Annotated in this window: 17 protein-coding genes and 1 rRNA gene; 1 reads left to right on the forward strand and 17 read right to left on the reverse strand. The window is 63.2% G+C overall.

Annotated features, from left to right (window positions below; genetic code table 11):
- Positions 1-7: 7 nt before the first annotated feature.
- Positions 8-1,693, forward strand: coding sequence for an AMP-binding protein (locus BLT68_RS02100; RefSeq protein ID WP_070779053.1), 1,686 nt, complete (start codon positions 8-10; stop codon positions 1,691-1,693).
- A gap of 155 nt (positions 1,694-1,848) precedes the next feature.
- On the opposite strand, the gene BLT68_RS02105 is transcribed toward BLT68_RS02100, so the two are convergent.
- The 17 genes from BLT68_RS02105 to rrf all read right to left on the reverse strand — a co-directional run bounded on the left by BLT68_RS02105 (position 1,849) and on the right by rrf (position 17,906).
- Positions 1,849-2,283, reverse strand: coding sequence for a metal-sulfur cluster assembly factor (locus tag BLT68_RS02105; RefSeq protein WP_050694801.1), 435 nt, complete (start codon positions 2,281-2,283; stop codon positions 1,849-1,851).
- Between the two features lie 10 nt (positions 2,284-2,293).
- Entirely contained in the window at positions 2,294-2,770 is a 477-nt protein-coding gene (gene sufU, locus BLT68_RS02110) for a Fe-S cluster assembly sulfur transfer protein SufU (protein WP_050694802.1), read from the reverse strand.
- A gap of 39 nt (positions 2,771-2,809) precedes the next feature.
- On the reverse strand, positions 2,810-4,087 hold the full coding sequence (locus BLT68_RS02115; RefSeq protein ID WP_050695769.1) for a SufS family cysteine desulfurase: 1,278 nt from the start codon (positions 4,085-4,087) through the stop codon (positions 2,810-2,812).
- A gap of 5 nt (positions 4,088-4,092) precedes the next feature.
- On the reverse strand, positions 4,093-4,845 hold the full coding sequence (gene sufC, locus BLT68_RS02120) for a Fe-S cluster assembly ATPase SufC (protein ID WP_050694803.1): 753 nt from the start codon (positions 4,843-4,845) through the stop codon (positions 4,093-4,095).
- A 16-nt stretch (positions 4,846-4,861) separates the two neighbouring features.
- Positions 4,862-6,052 carry a Fe-S cluster assembly protein SufD gene (gene sufD, locus BLT68_RS02125; protein ID WP_050694804.1) on the reverse strand — a complete coding sequence of 397 codons (1,191 nt, stop codon included), beginning with the start codon at positions 6,050-6,052 and terminating at the stop codon, positions 4,862-4,864.
- Positions 6,052-7,497 (reverse strand): Fe-S cluster assembly protein SufB, encoded by a 1,446-nt coding sequence (gene sufB / locus BLT68_RS02130; protein WP_070779054.1) that lies wholly within the window; start codon positions 7,495-7,497, stop codon positions 6,052-6,054. The genes sufD and sufB overlap by 1 nt, the downstream gene beginning before the upstream one ends.
- A 31-nt stretch (positions 7,498-7,528) precedes the next feature.
- Positions 7,529-8,224, reverse strand: a complete 696-nt coding sequence (locus BLT68_RS02135; protein WP_050694806.1) for a helix-turn-helix transcriptional regulator — start codon at positions 8,222-8,224, stop codon at positions 7,529-7,531.
- 153 nt (positions 8,225-8,377) lie between these two features.
- Positions 8,378-9,022, reverse strand: coding sequence for an NUDIX domain-containing protein (locus BLT68_RS02140; protein ID WP_074632617.1), 645 nt, complete (start codon positions 9,020-9,022; stop codon positions 8,378-8,380).
- 305 nt (positions 9,023-9,327) lie between these two features.
- Positions 9,328-10,218 carry a copper transporter gene (locus BLT68_RS02145; RefSeq protein WP_050694808.1) on the reverse strand — a complete coding sequence of 297 codons (891 nt, stop codon included), beginning with the start codon at positions 10,216-10,218 and terminating at the stop codon, positions 9,328-9,330.
- On the reverse strand, positions 10,215-11,360 hold the full coding sequence (gene steA / locus BLT68_RS02150) for a putative cytokinetic ring protein SteA (protein ID WP_070779056.1): 1,146 nt from the start codon (positions 11,358-11,360) through the stop codon (positions 10,215-10,217). The genes BLT68_RS02145 and steA overlap by 4 nt, the downstream gene beginning before the upstream one ends.
- Positions 11,357-13,033: a DNA repair protein RecN gene (recN, locus tag BLT68_RS02155; RefSeq protein WP_074632619.1), complete on the reverse strand. Its 1,677-nt coding sequence runs from the start codon at positions 13,031-13,033 to the stop codon at positions 11,357-11,359. Before recN ends, steA begins: the two co-directional genes overlap by 4 nt.
- Positions 13,030-13,860: an NAD kinase gene (locus BLT68_RS02160; RefSeq protein WP_050694811.1), complete on the reverse strand. Its 831-nt coding sequence runs from the start codon at positions 13,858-13,860 to the stop codon at positions 13,030-13,032. Before BLT68_RS02160 ends, recN begins: the two co-directional genes overlap by 4 nt.
- Entirely contained in the window at positions 13,857-14,684 is an 828-nt protein-coding gene (locus BLT68_RS02165) for a TlyA family RNA methyltransferase (protein ID WP_074632621.1), read from the reverse strand. Before BLT68_RS02165 ends, BLT68_RS02160 begins: the two co-directional genes overlap by 4 nt.
- Complete coding sequence (locus BLT68_RS02170; RefSeq protein ID WP_074632622.1) at positions 14,681-14,869, reverse strand: dUTP diphosphatase; 189 nt, start codon at positions 14,867-14,869, stop codon at positions 14,681-14,683. The genes BLT68_RS02165 and BLT68_RS02170 overlap by 4 nt, the downstream gene beginning before the upstream one ends.
- Positions 14,869-16,746: an HAD-IIA family hydrolase gene (locus tag BLT68_RS02175; RefSeq protein ID WP_232618777.1), complete on the reverse strand. Its 1,878-nt coding sequence runs from the start codon at positions 16,744-16,746 to the stop codon at positions 14,869-14,871. The genes BLT68_RS02170 and BLT68_RS02175 overlap by 1 nt, the downstream gene beginning before the upstream one ends.
- Positions 16,747-16,757: 11 nt before the next feature.
- The gene (locus tag BLT68_RS02180) at positions 16,758-17,360 is read right to left on the reverse strand and encodes a hypothetical protein (RefSeq protein WP_074632624.1); all 603 of its coding nucleotides are present in this window, start codon (positions 17,358-17,360) and stop codon (positions 16,758-16,760) included.
- Between the two features lie 429 nt (positions 17,361-17,789).
- Positions 17,790-17,906, reverse strand: a 5S ribosomal RNA gene (rrf, locus tag BLT68_RS02185).
- Positions 17,907-18,058 lie beyond the last annotated feature (152 nt).

Raw genomic sequence — 18,058 nt, forward strand, 5'->3', positions numbered from 1 at the left:
AGGATACATGACACGCAGCATCGTCGAGCAGGCGCACACCATGTACGACGCGGTCCCCTACGAGGTGCCCGAACCTGAGTCCTCCCTGTTCGACCTGCTCGATACCGCTGCCCGCCTGTACCCCGATCGCGTGGCACTCGACTATTTTGGCGCGACCACCACATATTCGCAGGTGCGCGATCAGGTGCTTCGAGCATCACAGGTCCTTCTTAAGGCCGGGGTGCGTCACGGGGATACTGTGGCTATCGCGCTGCCCAACTGTCCGCAGGCCTTCGTCGCGTTCTACGCCTGCATGCGCATCGGCGCGGTTGCCGCGCAGCACAACCCTTTAGCACCTGCCTCGGAGGTTGCCGGGCAGCTGGAGCGTCACCGCGGCACGGTCGCAATCGTGTGGGAAAAGTGCGCAAGTGCTTATCCTCCGCGCACGCTGAATGCCGTGTTTACCGTCGATATTTCCCACGCCATGCCCGCGTCGCAACGTTTCTTGCTGAAGCTACCCGTAGCTCGCGCCCGGCAGACGCGTGCGCAGCTGCGAGGAGCGGTCCCCGAAGGAACGGTGTCGTGGGATCGCGCAGTGGCCTCGGCCACTCCCATTGCTGCTGATCATCCGCTGCCCTCCGTGGACGAGCGTGCGGTCATCTTGCACACGTCGGGAACGAACGGAATCCCGAAGTCTGCGCCGCTCACCCATCGCAATATTGGTGTGAACGTCAACCAGTGCATGTTCTGGGTGTGGAAGCTGCACGAGGGTGCCGAAACATTTTTCTCACTGCTGCCCTACTTCCATGCATTCGGGCTGACGTTTTTCCTGTGCGCGGCGGTGCGCAAGGCAGCGACCCAGGTGCTGCTGCCAAAGTTTGATGCTCCAATGGCCCTGGACGCGCACAGGCGCAGACCCATTACCTTCTTCGTCGGCGTCCCTCCCATGTTTGACAGAATCCTCAAGCACGCCAAGGAAACGAACACTGACATCACATCGATCCACTACTCAGTGGCCGGAGCGATGCCCCTGTCGAAAGCCCTCGCCTCCGCCTGGGAACAGGCGACCGGCGGCATGATCGTTGAGGGGTACGGCCTGTCCGAGACCGCTCCGGTTCTGACGGGTGCTCCTCTGTCTGACAAGCGCAGGCATGGCGTCCTGGGAGTTCCGTTCCCGTCGACCCAGCTTCGTCTGGTCTCCCTCGAGGATGACACAGTGGACGTCGAGGACGGGGAGCCCGGAGAGATCATCGTCAAGGGCCCCCAGGTCTTCGACGGTTACCTGGACGCCCCCGAGGAGAACGCTCGTGTCTTTACCGCCGAGGGGTGGTTAAAGACAGGCGATATCGGTGTCAACAGCGACGGCTATATTTCCATGGCCGACCGCAAGAAGGAGCTGATCCTGTCCGGAGGCTTCAACGTTTACCCGTCGCAGGTCGAAAACGCGATCCGCACGCTCCCGGGCGTAGAAGACGTCGCCGTCGTCGGTGTTCCTGTTTCGGACGCCGCCGAGGAGGTCACGGCCGCAATCATCATGGAGAAGGGCGCGTCGCCTCTGACGCTGGAAGAGGTGCGTGCGTGGGCCGAAAAGTCTATCGCCCACTACGCGCTTCCCCGCCAGCTCGTCTTCATCGCCGAGCTTCCCCGCAACCAGATGGGCAAGATACTGCGCCGCAAGGTCGCACAGCTCGTGCGCGAGAAACTGGGATGTTAACTGGCACCGTCAAAGCTACGCCCGGTGATCAGAACTCGCCGCCGACCGCCAGATGTACACCTGCGACAGGGGCACAGTTTTTTCTTACAGTAATCCTGCGCGTCGGGATGCACGGACACCTAATGCGGTGGGCCGGGGGCGCACAAACAAGGTTCTCAGACGTTGAAGCCGATCGCGCGCAGCTGCTCACGGCCGTCAGAAGTGATGCGATCGGGTCCCCACGGCGGCATCCACACCCAGTTGATCTGAACCTCGTCGGTCACGGTCGATAGGATCGTCTGTGCCTGACGCTCGATCACGTCGGTCAGCGGGCAGGCCGCCGAGGTCAGTGTCATGTCGAGACGCACCTGGTTCTGTGGGCCGACAACGATGCCATACACCAACCCCAGGTCAACGATGTTGATGCCCAGCTCGGGGTCGATAACGTCCTTGAGGGCCTCCAGCACGTTCTCGGCAGCCAGCGTCCCCTCCTCCACGACATCCGTGCCGTCGATGCGACGGGTGGGAGCGGGGCTGTCCGTGGCTTCGCTGGCGGTGGGGGCGCCGAAACGCTGCTCGACAGGCTCGGATTGCGCCATTGGATTATTCATATCTGTTCCTTTACTGCTCGGCAGCCTGTGCCGCGCTCGAAATATCGATACCGGACTGGGCCATCGCGTCGCGCAGCGCATACCAGCCCAGCAGCGCGCACTTGACGCGGTTCGCGAACTGCGACGTTGATTCCAGGGCGGCCGCGTCTCCCAGCTCGTCAAGGATCTCGTCGGCGACGCCCAGGTTGCGTGAGTGCATCATGATCTCCATGTCCCTGTAGAGACGACCAATCTCGTCGGCCGACTTACCCTGGGTCAGGTCGGTCATCATGGACAGCGAGGCGCGCGAGATAGAGCAGCCGTCGCCGTCCCACTTCACGGAGGCCAAACGATCCCCATCCACAGTCACACCCAACGTGACTTCGTCGCCACACGTCGGGTTCACCTGGTGGGACGAAGCGTCCAAGCCGGAGGGGTCGCCCTCACCGTGCTTTTCGCGTGCGTGATCCAGGATCACCTGCTGATACAGCTGCTCGAGACTGCCCATTACTGCCTTTCCTCGCGTTTTCGATACCCTACGACGATTCTAGCGACCGAAGAAGGCACGTACCTGTGACAAGCCATCCACCAGGCGCTCGATCTCGCTGCGCGTCGACGTTGGCGCGATCGACGCGCGCGCCGAGGAACGCATGCCAAAGAAGGTGTGCAACGGGATCGCGCAGTGGTGTCCCACCCTGACGGCCACGTCCACCGAGTCCATGAACTGGCCGACATCATGAGGGTGCACACCATCGACCCCGAAAGCCACGACCCCGATACGGTCAACGTCCGAGTCGGGGCCGAGCATCGTCAGGCCATCGACGGATGAAATACCGTCGAGCATCATTGCCGTGAGCGTATGCTCGTGGGCAGCGATGCGGTCCATGCCGAGCTTCGACAGGTAGCGCAGCGCCTCGGCCCAGCCGACAATCTGCGCCACGGGCTGCGAACCGGCCTCGAAGCGCTCCGGTGGGGCCATAAACGTCGACGACTCCATGGTCACCCACTCGATCATCGAGCCTCCGGTGAGAACCGGCGGCATGGAGGCCAACAGGTGTCCCCTGCCCCACAGTGCACCGGCGCCCGTCGGCCCCAGCATCTTGTGGGAGGAAAACACGGCGAAGTCAACATCCAGCGTGGACAGGTCGAGGGGCATGTGGGCGCTCGATTGACACGTATCCAACAGCACCAGGGCGCCAGCCTCTCGTGCGGCCGCAGTGATCGCGGCGACGGGAGATACAGCGCCCGTCACGTTAGATACGTGGGTGAAGGTCACAAGGCGCGTGCTTGGGGTGATGACCGACAGCGTCTCCAAGTCGATGCGCCCGTCCGGTGCCAGGTCGAGCCACGCGAGCTCCGCGCCCGTGCGTTGACACAGTTGCTGCCACGGGACGATGTTCGCATGGTGTTCGGCCCGCGTGCACACGATCCGATCCCCCGGTCCAACGCGCAGCGGTGCCGCATCGGCCCCGCCCATGCCCTGGGAGGCATGGCCCATCGCGAGCGCAACCAGGTTAATGGCCTCGGTTGCGTTCTTCGTCCAGACGATCTCGGTGGGTGAAGCCCCCACAAACGAGGCCAACGCGCCCCGAGCTCTCTCAAAAGCGTCGGTCGCTTCGTCACCCAACAGGTGGGTCCCGCGGTGCACGGCACCGTTGTGGAGTCGGTAGAAATCAGCCTCGGCATCGACGACGCAGGAGGGCTTCTGGGACGTGGCAGACGCATCGAGATAAACGATGGGGGCGCCGCCGCGCCCGATGCGGCCCAGGATCGGAAAGTCCGATCGGATCGCAGTAAGCTCGGCGGCAGTAAAGTCCGATGACACGGTGATCACAGACCCAGGTATTTGTCGTAGCCGTTCTCTTCGAGCTCATCGGCCAGCTCGGGGCCCCCCTGGGCCGCAATGCGGCCATCAACGAAGACGTGGACGTGGCCGGGTTTGATGTAGCGCAGGATGCGCGTGTAGTGGGTAATGAGCATGACGCCGCAGCCGGTTTCGCCGTGGACGCGGTTGACGCCCTTGGAGACGATACGAAGAGCATCGACGTCCAGACCGGAGTCGGTCTCGTCGAGCACCGCGAAGGAAGGCTTGAGCAGCTCCATCTGGAGGATCTCGAGGCGTTTTTTCTCACCGCCGGAAAAACCCACGTTGACGTCGCGTTCGGCAAAGTCGGGATTCATGCGCAGCTTTTCCATGGCGGCCGTCATGTCCGCGACCCACGTGCGCAGCGCGGGTGCCCGACCGTCGATCGCGGTCTTGGCGGTTCGCAGGAAGTTCGACACGGACACGCCGGCGACCTCCACCGGGTACTGCATCGCCAGGAACAACCCGGCCTTGGCGCGCTCGTCGACGCTCATCTCGGTGATGAGCTGGTCGTCCAGCCACGCCTCGCCCGACGTGATCTCGTAGTCTGGGTGGCCAGCCAACGCGTAAGCCAGCGTGGATTTTCCTGAGCCGTTGGGCCCCATGATCGCGTGAATCTCACCGGAGTTAATCGTCAGGTTGACGCCCTTGAGAATCTCTTTGGAGCCCTCGGCCGTCTCGACGGAGACGTGCAGGTCCTGAATGCGCAGAGTCGACATGTGTATTCCTTAAAGCTCAGTTGTTGCGGGACTTGGCCATCTCGGCCTCAACGGTTGCCATGAGGCGGTCGACCACCTCGGGGACGCCGATCTGGTTAATCAGCTCGGCGAAGAAGCCGCGCACGACGAGTCGGCGTGCCTCTTGTTCCGGGACGCCGCGGCTCATCAGGTAGAAGAGCTGCTCGTCGTCGAAACGGCCGGTCGCGGACGCGTGGCCCGCGCCCTTGATCTCGCCGTTCTCGATCTCTAGGTTGGGCACCGAGTCGGCCTTCGCGCCCTCGGTCAGCACCAGGTTGCGGTTCAATTCATACGTATCCGTACCATCGGCTGCCTCACGGATGAGGCAGTCACCGATCCAGACGGAGTGCGCGTCCTTCCCCTGTAGGGCGCCCTTGTAGGTGACGCGAGAGTAGCAATTCGGTTGGGAGTGGTCAACGAACACGCGGTGCTCGAGGTGTTGGCCTGCGTCGACAAAGTAGATGCCCAGCATGTTGAGTTCGCCTCCGGGGGCGCGAAAGTCTGTGTCGGCGCTAACGCGTACGAGGTCGCCGCCAAAGCTGACGACGATGTGGGTCAGCTTCGAGTTGCCCCCCACGGCCAGGCGCTGGTTCGATGCGTGCAGGATGTCATCGTCCCACTCCTGCAGCGATATGACGGTCAGATCGGCGCTCTCACTGGTCTCTACCTCGACGGTCTGGTTCAGGGCTGCACCCGCAGAGCCAGTATGCGACAAGATGACGGTGGCTTTTGAGAAAGCCGCCGCGCGAACCACGATGTGCTGGTTGCGCGTCCCGTCAAGGTCGGTCACGTTGATGTGGATCGGAGCATCAACGACGGTCTCGGCCGGGATTTCGATAACGGTGGCCCGCTCGAAGCCGCTCCACGCGACGACCGCGGTGCGGTCTCCGGGGGCCAAGACTGTTCCGAGGCGCTTGTCGTCGCGCGCGACGGTTTCGACGCTGACCGCATTGGGCGCGTCGACGATAACGGGGGCATCGCCGGTATCGTAGTTCGCGGGATCGAACAGGCGCTCAATGCGACGCATCGGGGTGAAACGCCAGTCTTCCTCACGGCCCCTCGGAACGGCGATGTCATCCAGGTTGAAGGAGGTTGGCCGATCACCGCGTGAGGAATGCGCCGCGGTCTGTGGGCCCCCGTGCGAGTGGGCCTTGTTCATGGTTTCGACGATAGTGTTGGGGGTTGTCATCAGCCGACGGATCCTTCCATCTGCAGTTCAATGAGGCGGTTGAGCTCGAGAGCGTACTCCATGGGCAGTTCCTTCGCGATCGGCTCGACAAAGCCGCGCACGATCGTCGCCATCGCCTCGTTCTCGGACAGGCCTCGGCTCATGAGGTAAAAGAGCTGGTCGGCGCTCACCTTAGAAACGGTGGCCTCATGTCCCATCTCGACGTCGTCCGTGCGCACGTCAACGTAGGGGTAGGTATCGGTACGCGAAACCTTATCCACCAGCAGCGCGTCGCACAGAACGTTCGACTTGGAGTGGCGCGCGCGAGCGTTGACCTGGACCAGACCGCGGTAGGAGGTGCGGCCGCCGCCGCGCGACACTGACTTCGAAACAATAGAAGACGAGGTACGGGGCGCCATGTGCACCATCTTCGCGCCCGTATCCTGCTGCTGCCCGGGGCCTGCGAAGCCGATGGACAGGGTCTCACCGCGGGCATTTTCGCCCATCAAGAAGCACGCGGGGTACTTCATGGTGATCGCGGCACCCATGTTGCCGTCCACCCACTCCATGGTTCCGCCCTCTTCGACGACCGAGCGTTGGGTCACGAGGTTCAGCACGTTCGTCGACCAGTTCTGAATCGTCGTGTAGCGCACTCGCGCGTCCTTCTTCACGAAGATCTCGATGACGCCGGAGTGCAGCGAATTCGCGTCATAAATGGGTGCCGTGCATCCCTCGACGTAGTGGACGTAGGAGCCCTCGTCGGCGATGATGAGCGTACGTTCAAACTGGCCCATTGCCTGCGTGTTAATACGGAAGTAGGCCTGAAGCGGGATCGTGACGTGAACGCCCTTGGGAACATAGACGAAAGAGCCGCCTGACCACGCCGCCGTGTTCAGCGCCGAGAACTTGTTGTCGCCAGCGGGGACGCACTTGCCGAAGTATTCTTCGAAAATCTCGGGGTGTTCGCGCAGGCCGGTATCCGTGTCGGTGAAGATAACACCCTGTCGCTCCAAATCCTCCTGAATCTGCTGGTAGACAACCTCAGACTCGTACTGAGCAGCGACGCCGGACACCAGGCGAGCCTTTTCCGCCTCGGGGATACCAAGTCGGTCGTAGGTGTCACGAATCTCTTCGGGCAGGTCCTCCCAATCGTTCACCTGATGATCCGTCGGGCGCACGTAGTATTTGAACGCGTCAAAATCAACGTGGGACAGGTCGGGACCCCACGTTGGCATGGGTTTGCGCTCGAAAAGTTCCAGCGCCTTCAGGCGCCGCTCCCGCATCCATTGTGGCTCTTCCTTCACCTCGGAGATGAACCGGACAATTTTTTCATTTATGCCGGTGGGAACATCCTTCGAATATTCGTCGGAGTCGTGCCAGCCGTATTCGTATTTGCCGATCGAACCGATGATCTCGTCGTCGGTCATACGACGGTCATCAGCGCCCGCGGCGGGTGCCTGCGTCATTGTTGTATCAACCTCTCGTTTTATCTGTGTGCTACTTGCGTCGCACGTTCCGCGCGCCCGGGCGGATGAGTGGCATCCCCACCGGGATGTGGGTGGTGCACACGTGTCCTCCGCCCGCGAGCGTGGAAAGTCTCTGGACGTGTACGTCGAGGAGCTTGCCAAAGGCAATGGTCTCGGCGTCGCACAGCTGCGGGAAGTCCCCCGCCACGTTCTGAATGGGGCAATGGCCCTGGCACAGCTGGACGGCGAGGGTTCCTCCCCCGATGTCGCGCACCGTGGCCGCGTATCCGTCCTGCGTGAGCGCGTCGGCGAGCGCCTGAGCACGAACGCGAGGATCCGATCCTGCGTCGCGCACGATGGGCGCGTAGCGTCGTTCGATTTCGCGTGAGCGTGCGGCCGCGAACGATTCGACGGCTTCCTCTCCCCCGAGCTGCCCGAGGTAGCCAAGCGCTTTCGAGGCGAGGTCGGAGTAGCCTTCCGCCAGGTGGACGTGTGCGCGTTCCGTGGCGACATAGTGGCGCGCGGGTCGGCCTCGTCCGCGTTTTGAGGGGGCGCTGGGCTCGCGCTCAGCGATCTCCTTGGATTCCAACAAAAGGGTGATGTGGCGTCGAACGGCTGCCGTTGTCAGGCCCAGCACTTTAGCGATTGCCGAGGCCGTCACAGGTCCCTTTTCGACGATGAGATCGAGCACTTGCTGCCGAGTTGTGGCGTCCGCTTCTTCTGCCACGTCTCCTCCGCTCCGGCGTGCATTTCGCGCGCCTTTGTGTGCTTCTCTCTGAAAAAGAGTCTACGCTAATTTCGATAGATAGGCGTTGCGAAAAGCATGTCAAGGTGTTACTCGCCCCACAAGTTTCAGGACTAAGGACCTAGCGGATAGTCATCACCGAAACCAGGGAGCGTCCGCGTGCCGCAGCCCTTCCCAGCAACGACCTCGCGCCGCGCTCGCGGCCAAGATACCGATGACTGCGGAAGGGCTGTGCAGTCGTCCAGCCATCACCATCTCGAGCGCCTCAGAGAGGCTGACCCACGCGTATTCCATCATGGATTCCTCGTCCGTACGCGCGAAGCTGGTCCCGGCGGGTTCCAGGCGTCGTGCGAGAAAGACGCGCAGGGGTTCCGTCGTTCCTCCAGGCGAGGTGAAGAAGTCGACGAGTACGCCCCATTGCCTGGCCTTCAGGTCGGTTTCCTCGGCGAGTTCACGCTCGGCGGCTACCAGGGGATCCTCGCCGGGAATGTCAAGGAGTCCGGCGGGAATCTCCCAGAGCAACGCATTCACGGGATGACGGTACTGGCGCAAAAGGAGGATCTCCTCGCGCCCCGCCTCTCCACGCAACGCAACAACGGCGACCGCACCCGGGTGACGGGTGTACTGACGCACGACGGGCCCTTCACCGTCAACGACCGCGACGCGGTCCTCCACCACGTCAACGATGCGGCCGCTCCACACGGTCTCGCTGGAGGCAACCGAGCGGGCGGTTCGCTCGTCGGCGATTTCTAAGGCCTGGGCACTGGACAGGAAACGCATACTCACTGTCATTCCTTTCCGTTGGTGGGGGATAAGTATCGGCTCACGTGCCGCCCGCGCGGGGCTCGCGAATCAAAACGGCCTCGTTGAAAACAAAGCGACCCGAGCCGCAGCATAGTATAGGCCCCGCTCGCATGGGTAGGCTTGACGATGCCGACGAAGCCACCCAGGGCCGGAATACCCGAAGCCGCCGGATCACAGGCCTTCGACGATGCCCGTATTCGCTGGGTGCTGCAACGTTGGTGCGGCGCGCATTGATCCAGATGAGGTCACCGGGCCCGGGGCGGACCGCTCCGCCGAGTGAACTACTTGACGTTGGGGATGACGGACTGTGCGCCGTTACCCACGCCGAACGCGCGTGCTCCCGATCCGTTTTGAGACAGGGCAAGGGCTGTGGCGACAGCCGCCAGCGTCGTGCCGACCGAGTCGACCGTCGTGACCGACGTGCCGGAGCCGCGAAGCTGCGTCACCATCGCGTCGCGAGAAGAAGCATCGCCGACGACCACGCCCGACGTTGAGCCGATAGCCTGAGCCAGACCAACCCACGCGTCTGAACTCTTCGTCACCGCAGCAGGAGAGGCGGAGGAAAGCGTCGTCTGCGCGCGCGGTCCGATCGCAACGAGCTTCGTCGCGCTGCCAGCTGGCTCCTCATCAATCCTCATGATCGGGGTGGACTCATCCGTGAGAATCTGCCGCAGCAGATCGGTCTCAGCTCCCGAGGCGGAAAGAACCTGTGCGATGGAGTAGCCGACGATCCCGTCCGCGCTGGCGGTCTTCGTTGCGCTTGAGGCAAGGTGCGACGCCAGGGTCGTTGACAGCGTGGTGCGGTACTGGTTCATCGAGGTCGACTCCCAGTTGTCGGTCAGAGTAACACGACCGACAACGCTTGCTCCCGCATCTGTCAGGGTCGAGCGAATGGAGGCCACGTCATCGTCAGATGCACCGGGAAGAACCAGGAGGGAAACTTGCGAACCGGCAAGGGAGCCTGTCAGTTTCGACGAGGCCAGTGCCTTCAGACCCGCGGCCTCCGCGTCAGCCTGCGCGCTCAGCGTGGGATCGGCGGCCGCGCTCGTTCCAGTGGAACCAACGCCCTGGTGAATCCGACTCTGCAGAGGACCAGCGCCGAGCACAACGCCAACGGCCAGCGCGACAAATATTCCGATGATTGAAACGACATGGTAACGGAAGTTAATCATTGGGTTCCTCCAGCAACGTGCGTGAGCGACGAGAACAAAGAAGTGATGGGGCGCAGCAGGTCATTGCCCCAGGGGGTGGTCCACAGGGCGACACCCATCAGGGCGATCGCGACCAATGCCAGGAGTACCAGTGTCCAGCCGCGCGGTCGCGGACGGAACGTGGCCGCAACCGCCTGCGCGCCAATCAGACGCGATCCGAGCGCCATACGCGAAAAGAAAGCCGGGGCCACCAAAGAGCGACCGGCGTCAACGAGCTCCGCCTCGCCGTAGGACACCCCGGCGGTAACGACCGCAGTCGCGCTCGAATGCGCCGCCGCAACGATTGCGGCATCGAGCGATGTGCCGGCCATGGCAATCCGTTCGTACACGATACCCATGCGGTTCAGGCGCTCAGCTCCCGGCGCCAGGCCGTCGCCGCCGACGCGCACGATAAACGAGCGCGCGCATCGAATAGCCTTCTCGCTCATCAGGTCCGCGTCACCGACCACGACATCAAGAGGGAGATGAGCCTTCAGGGCGATGTCGGCGCCCGCATCCACGGCGACGACAAAAGGAGCCGCCTCGAACCGCCAGCGTGCCAGTGCGCGTAGCTCTCCAGCGGCCTCGGAGGAACCCGTTACCAGCAGGATCGGCCTCTTGCCAACGCTGGGCAGCTCGGGCACATCCACGCCGCGTAGAACGGTGGCTCCATCCTTTGCCAGATAGTCTTCGATCGATCCCTCGAAGCCCGCGAAAAGAGCGGCCGAATCAGCGATCTCGACATCCAGGTCCCGGTACGTGACGGCGGCTCCGGTCGCGATGAGCGTACCGTCGATGAGGACCTTTCCTCCTCTCACCGTCACGCGCTGTCCCTCGCGCAGCGTCATGATGTCCTGCCCCAGGTCATCCACCAAAGCGATGCCGGCGTCAAGGATGAGCCTCGGACCCATCGCACGAACGCGTCCCGTTAACGATGGTTGCGCGTTGAGTACTGCGGCGGGAGCAGCTGCCACCAGGGCCTCGGCACTCTCACGATCCAGATCCGCGACATTGATGACGGCGATGTCGCCGTCCTCTAGGCGCGTGGCCAAGTGCTTGGGGCGATCATCGATGCGCACCCGCCCCGACCGCACGGTTGATTCCTTCGAAAGTGTCTCACTCATCCCTGTGATTGTGACACGGCAGAGGCTAAGACGTGCGAAGCGTGACGGCGCGCCGTCTTCGAGTGCGGATCCCCACCCATCATGCGGGTCAATTCCGCCTCGCGGTCCCCGCCGCGCACTTCGCGCACACTCGTCGTCCCGTCACGTTTTTCGATCACCAGGTGCTGGTCACCAAATGCAGCCACCTGGGCGAGATGGGTCACGACGATGACCTGGCGGGACGCGGCGAGGCGCTTGAGGCGGGCACCTACCTCGGTGGCGGTCTGCCCTCCGATTCCAGCGTCGACCTCGTCAAAAATGAACGTGGACGAAGCCTCGGTACGCCCGAGCATCAGCTCAAGCGCAAGCATTACGCGTGACAGTTCACCGCCGGAGGCTCCCTGGCCGAGCGGCCGGGCGGGCGCATGCGGGTGGGGTTGAAGCCTAAATGTCACCGTCTCGCAGCCGTGCGAAGTCGGCTTCGTTGCTTCCATATCAATACGGAGGGTTGCATCCGGCATCGCCAGGGCATGCAGTTCCTCGTTGACGCCGCACGCAAGCTCCTCCGCCAGGCGGCTGCGAGATTGCGTCACGAGTCGACCGCACGCAAGCACACGCTCCTGAGCAGCGGCGAGCTCGCGTTCGACAGCCTGTGGATCCGAGTGCGGCGAAGACAGCCGTGCCAGGCGCTCTCTCGCCTCATCCGCCCACCGAAGCAGAGATTCAACATCGGCCGCGCGGCCTCGCAGGGCATTCTTGATCGCCGCGCGGCGTTCGTGAATCTGCGCCAGGCGCTGCGGATCCGCATCGAGACGCGACAGGTAGGACGAGACGTCGTCTACGAGGGCTTCCATCTCAAGCACTTGACTGCGGGCACGATCAACCAGCTCGGCCGCGGCCTCGTCAAATCGCGCAGCCTCATCTAGCTGCACGTGGGCGCTGCGGGCGGCCTCAACCGCACCCGTGTAACCTTCCCGTTCGTCCCCAGCAAGATATCCGACGGCCGCACCCATCAGCGCGCGCAGGTCCTCAACGTTAGTTAGGCGAGCAGCCTCACGGGCGAGCTCCTCGTCTTCGCCCGGTTGCGGGTCAAGCTCCTCGATCTGGGCGAGCGCGGTTCGCAGGTCCTCCATCTCCTCCGCACGCTCATGAGCGTGCGTTCGCAACGAATCAAGCCGCTGCTTGGCTTCGACCGCTGCGCGGAATGCCCTGCGGTATTCGTCCAGCAACTCGCCGTGCGCGGAGCCACCGAACTCATCGAGCGCGTTTCGTTGCGCTGCCTCCCCGGTGAGGCGGATCTGATCAGACTGACCGTGAATCGTCACCATCGAACCGACGATGTCGGATAGGACGGAGGCGGGAACCGGACGAGACCCCATGTGTGCCCGTGAGCGACCGACAGCGCGAACAGAACGTCCGACAATCAGTTCACCGCCCTCGACAACGCCGCCAGATTCCTCCACACGCGATTCAACGTGCGGGGGTACAGCGAAGATCCCGTCAACGGAGAGACGATCCTCGCCGTTGCGCACCAAGGCCGTGTCGGCACGTGCGCCCAGCAGCAACTGTAGGCTGGACAGAACCATCGTCTTGCCAGCGCCCGTCTCTCCCGTCACGACGACTAATCCACGCCCGAATTCGACGTGCGCGGACGCAATCACGCCAAGATTTGCAATGTCGAGGGATTCAATCACCGCGGGCCATCCCTCCATCCGCGCACCGGCAGGTTGAACTTGCGCACCAGGCGGGCAGAAAATGGCGTGTCGTCCACCCGGACCAGACGCACCGGAGAGGATCCGACACGTGCGCGAACAACCGCGCCCGCCGGAACAGTCATCCGGCGTAAGCCGTCACACCACATCTCCGGAGAGGTCCACATGTCGTCCAGAACGACGATCTCCACGCAGGCGGATGGTCCGACGACGAGGGGGCGCGTAAACAAACCGTGGGCAGCGAGCGGCGCGACCACGATCGCTTCCGTGTCCGGCCACACAACAGGCCCTCCAGCCGAGAATGAGTATGCCGTCGACCCTGTTGGCGTCGACAGAATCATGCCGTCTGCGCCGTAGGTGGACACTTCCTGGCCGTCGACCACCAGCGCAAAATGAACGGGGTGTGCGACGTCCGTGTGCATGATCACCGCCTCGTTGAGAGCCCAGTCGTCAGCCGAGGACCCGTCGGGACGTTCCATGGTCACGTCCAACGTCATGCGCTGCTCGACCGTAAAGTCACCCTCCGCGATCTTTCGCGCGAGGTCGCCCGTACCCCTCTCGCCCAGTTCCGTCAGGAATCCCATGTGCCCGGCATTGACGCCGAGGAGTGGCACCCCCAGCGCTCGCGCGCTCGATGCGGCGGACAAGAACGTGCCGTCGCCACCGATCGAAAGCACCATGTTGATGCCACCCGCTGAGATGTCGTCGACGATCTCGATCCCGCGCTGTCCGAGCGCCTTCGACAGTGTGGCGGCGCTGGTGATCGCGTTAGGACGGTGACGGTGGCGCACCATCAGGATTCGAGTCATAACGTACCTCCAGCGGGCCCAGCGGCGACCACCCGACGAATATAGCCGGTCAGGTCCAACGGATCAATTGGCGTCGGGTGGGAGCGACGCATATGAATGAAATATTCGATGTTTCCGCTAGGTCCCGGCAATGGTGAAGCTAAAACGGCGGCGATGTCGAGTCCGAGGCCTATCGCGCAGCGGGCGACTTTCTCGACGGTCTCAACGTGATGCTCGGGGTTGCGCACGACTCCCCCATGCCCCAGCCGCTCCTTACCGATCTCAAACTGCGGTTTGACCATGAGCAGAAAATCGGCGTCCGGCGCGGCTGCCGCGACCAGGGCCGGCAGCACGAGCGTCAGGGAGATGAACGACATATCCCCCACGATCAGCTCGGGAGGAGGGGCGATGGACGCGGGGTTAAGCGTTCGTACGTTCGTCCGATCATGCACCTCGACGCGGGGGTCGCTCTGCAGTTTCCACGCGAGCTGCCCGTAGCCGACGTCAACGGCAACGACGGACGCTGCGCCGCGTCGCAGCAAAACGTCCGTAAAACCGCCGGTGGAGGCACCCGCATCAAGTACTCGGCGGCCCTCGATACGTGGCGCCTTCTCTCCGAGGGCGTCCAAGGCGCCGGCGAGCTTATGTGCCCCACGGGAAACGTACTCGGGATCATCCGACTGAGCGACGACGATCGCCTGCGCCGGATCCATCTGGCGTGCCGGTTTCATCACGACCTGTCCGTCAAGCTTGACCCGTCCTTCTTCGATCATGTGTGCCGCCGCGGAACGAGACTTCGCGATGCCTCGACGCACCATTTCAGAGTCGATTCGTCGCAGCTTCACGACTCATCCCTCCCACGGGCCGAAGGCTCGGCTGCTCCTGACAAAATCTCTGTGCCAGGATGGGCGCCAGCGGGCAGCGCCCGACGCAGGTCAGCCTCAATGGCCCGGAGCGTCGCGACCTGCGTCTGTGCGCCGAGCTCATCGAAGCCGACCAAGCGCGCTTCCGTCTGTTCACGCAGGCTCATCAGTCCTGATCGTCCAGATCTGCGGTGCTCTCGAGCAGCTCCTCCAGTTCTTCTTCGCCCGGCAAAAAGGCGGGCGTTTCTGCGCCAGGTTCGGGCAAATCGTCAGCATTTGCGGCCACACCGAAGAAGTCGCTCTCCTCCGACGAAGCGTCCACGACGGCCTCGGGTGCAGTGACGATTCCCGTCGGGTCGTCGTTACCTACGACCGTTATGTCGGGGCAAGGGACCGGCGTACCGGCGCCATCTGCGTACTCCCACGCGGCAGCAGCCAACGCGCGGTAGGAATCGATGGAGACGGTCACCGGCTCGGTAAGCTCCACGTCGTCCAGAGTCAGCGCACCCGAACGAGTGGCCTTAGCGACCTGCGAGACGCCGCACGTCCAGGTTCCATCGCGATGGTGCTTCGGAGCGGGGTGTGCCTCAAGCAATCCACGCATGTCGATGGCCAGGTAGCTGGGACGCTGGCCTCGCGGCGCTCGGATGACGTCACGCGCCTGGTGAACGCCCGTGAGGACGTGCATCGCGGGAACGCCCGCCGCGACAGCACCCATGATGTCCGTCTCCAGGCGGTCACCCACGGCCAGCGGGTTGGTGGCACCAACGAGTTCGCCCGCGCGGCGATAGATGCCGGGTTCGGGCTTGCCACCCGCGGTCGGACGCTTGCGGGTTGCGTGCGTGATCGCCCGGACCAGAGAACCATTCCCGAGCGCCTGTCCGCGCTCAACGGGAAGCGTTGCATCGAGGTTCGACGCAAAGAAGGCGGCACCCCGTTCGATTGCGAACGCACCCTCCGACAGCAGCGCCCAGTCGACCTGCTTGTCGAGGCCCTGCACGACGGCGGCAGGCTCATCGTCGGCGCTATCGACCAGCACGAAGCCGCGTTCTTCGAGGGCAAGGCGCAGTCCGGCGCCGCCGATAACGAAGACCTTCGATCCTTCTTCGAGTTCGTCGGCCATGATCGCGGCGATATCCATCGCGGATGTCATGATCATGTCGGCGCTGGCCGCGAAGTCCATGCCATTGAGTTTGTCCGCCACCTGCGCGGGGGTACGCATCGCGTTGTTTGTGACAAAGGCGGAGGCCATCCCCATCTGACGTGCCTCAACGACGGAAGCAGCTGCATGTTCGATGCGCTCGTCGCCGGACCATGCGGTTCCGTCCAGATCGAGCAGAGCGCAATCGTATTCCTCGGCCAGCGCAGCATCCGAGCCACGCAGCGGGGAGCGCTTGCGATCGACATCCGCATCCTGGTAGAGGGCGACGTCAATAATGTCGGTGTCCTCGACCGGCGCGGGCATCGCCTCGAGTACCTCTTCTGCTTCCTCGCCGCGGCCGAGTTCGGTGAGACGGTCCGCTTTGACTTCCATGAGTCGACGGCGCAGCCCATCGTCAGCGGCTGCCGGCAGGGCAGCCAGAGCGTCATCGACGATAACCAGGCCCACGTCAGACTGCCCCAGATCGGCACGAGCGCCGGAAGAGACGAGGACAAGTTCAACTTGCTCGGACAGCTCCAGGCCGGATGCATCGGTCGCTTCGATGACGTCTACTGCCTTCTCGGGATGACCGAGTCCGCGTTCAGAATCCGCCTCAACCGCACGCAGCGACGAGTCGCCACGCATGCGACGGACGGCCCGGACCTCACGAAGCGCTTCCTCGAAGCGGCCCGAGGCGTACGCCGTCAGCGCAGCGGCCTCACGGACCACGTCAACGCGGCCAGCGCGAGCAACCGCGGCCTGGGCGTGCTGGTAGGCAGCCTCGGGATCCAGGTCGATCAGCTGACCGGCCATGACAAGGTGGCGTGCAACGATGTCCCTGTTGGGGCCAGACAGGGTCGTCAGGGCGCGCAAGGCCTCGGCATCGAGTTCATCAGCGCTCACGCCTGCCGGAATCATCGGTTCTTCGCCGTTAGGAGAGACGTACTCATCCGTTGAAGAATAGTTCTGGTATTTCGCGTCCTTGGAGCCGCCAGACTGACGAGGCCCACGGCCGTCGCGTTCGAAACGACCACCACCACGTCGGTCGTCACGACGCTGATAACCACCGCGCCGGTCATCACGATCACCAAAACCGCGCCGATCACCATCACGGCGATCCTCACGGAACCCACCGCGCCGGTCATCACGATCGAAATGAGCCCCTCGGCCGTCGCGTTCGAAACGACCACCACCACGTCGGTCGTCACGACGCTGATAACCACCGCGCCGGTCATCACGATCACCAAAACCGCGCCGATCACCATCACGGCGATCCTCACGGAACCCACCGCGCCGGTCATCACGATCGAAATGAGCCCCTCGGCCGTCGCGTTCGAAACGACCACCACCACGTCGGTCGTCACGACGCTGATAACCACCGCGCCGGTCGTCACGATCACCAAAACCGCGCCGATCACCATCACGGCGATCCTCACGGAACCCACCGCGCCGGTCATCACGATTACCAAAACCGCGGCGCCCACCGTTTTTGTGGTTGTGTTGTTGGTGTTCACCACGGTTGGGGTTGTTGGGTCCCTGTGTTTGTTGTGCCATGGTGTGTTGTTCCTTTGTTCTTGTGTGTCCCTGTCCCCCTGTTTTTGGTTTTTGTGTTGTTTTGGTGTTTCTTTTCTTTGTTTTGGGGGGTTCCTCGTTGGTTGGTGTGAGGAGTCAGAAAAGAAGAGAGAGGGTGGGGGTGGTGTTTGTTGTGTGTTTCAGTGAATCTATCGTAGTGGAGGATCCACGACCCCGCGCGCTCGTGCTCTGGGTGTGCGCGTGGTGTGGTTGTGCGCCCGCTGGTGTTGTGTTGTGTGTGCTCTGGGTTCGCTGTGTTGTGTTGTGTGCGCTCTGGGTGCGCGTGTTGGTGTGTGTGGGTATGCGGGTGCCCCCCACCCTGGTCTCCTGGCTGGGAGGGGGGGTGGGGGGCGTGTTGTTTTTGTGTGGTTGTGTTGTGGCGGTGTCCTACTCTCCCACGACCTGTCGATCGCAGTACCATTGGCGTTACCGGGCTTAGCTTCCAGGTTCGGAATGTTGCTGGGCGTTTCCCCGGTGCTATGACCACCACAAACTTTGTGTCCAACCTTACCGATCCCGCACGCCACCAACGCTCGCGCGCGTGCGTGGGTGTGCGTGGGGGGGGTGGGTTGATCGTGGTTTGCATAGTGGTTGCGAACAGTTCGCGTATGTGTGTCCCACACGCGCTCCCGCCCCCCCCTTT

The sequence above is a fragment of the Schaalia meyeri genome (genome assembly GCF_900105015.1).
GTDB lineage: Bacteria > Actinomycetota > Actinomycetes > Actinomycetales > Actinomycetaceae > Pauljensenia > Pauljensenia meyeri.

What these genes read in the sequence shown, in the direction of transcription:
- BLT68_RS02100 (WP_070779053.1), top strand. Translation starts at nt 8, where the DNA reads ATGACACGCAGCATCGTCGAGCAGGCGCACACCATGTACGACGCGGTC.
- BLT68_RS02105 (WP_050694801.1), bottom strand. Translation starts at nt 2,283, where the DNA reads ATGAATAATCCAATGGCGCAATCCGAGCCTGTCGAGCAGCGTTTCGGC.
- sufU (WP_050694802.1), bottom strand. Translation starts at nt 2,770, where the DNA reads ATGGGCAGTCTCGAGCAGCTGTATCAGCAGGTGATCCTGGATCACGCA.
- sufC (WP_050694803.1), bottom strand. Translation starts at nt 4,845, where the DNA reads ATGTCGACTCTGCGCATTCAGGACCTGCACGTCTCCGTCGAGACGGCC.
- sufD (WP_050694804.1), bottom strand. Translation starts at nt 6,052, where the DNA reads ATGACAACCCCCAACACTATCGTCGAAACCATGAACAAGGCCCACTCG.
- sufB (WP_070779054.1), bottom strand. Translation starts at nt 7,497, where the DNA reads ATGACGCAGGCACCCGCCGCGGGCGCTGATGACCGTCGTATGACCGAC.
- BLT68_RS02140 (WP_074632617.1), bottom strand. Translation starts at nt 9,022, where the DNA reads ATGCGTTTCCTGTCCAGTGCCCAGGCCTTAGAAATCGCCGACGAGCGA.
- BLT68_RS02145 (WP_050694808.1), bottom strand. Translation starts at nt 10,218, where the DNA reads ATGATTAACTTCCGTTACCATGTCGTTTCAATCATCGGAATATTTGTC.
- steA (WP_070779056.1), bottom strand. Translation starts at nt 11,360, where the DNA reads ATGAGTGAGACACTTTCGAAGGAATCAACCGTGCGGTCGGGGCGGGTG.
- BLT68_RS02160 (WP_050694811.1), bottom strand. Translation starts at nt 13,860, where the DNA reads ATGACTCGAATCCTGATGGTGCGCCACCGTCACCGTCCTAACGCGATC.
- BLT68_RS02170 (WP_074632622.1), bottom strand. Translation starts at nt 14,869, where the DNA reads ATGAGCCTGCGTGAACAGACGGAAGCGCGCTTGGTCGGCTTCGATGAG.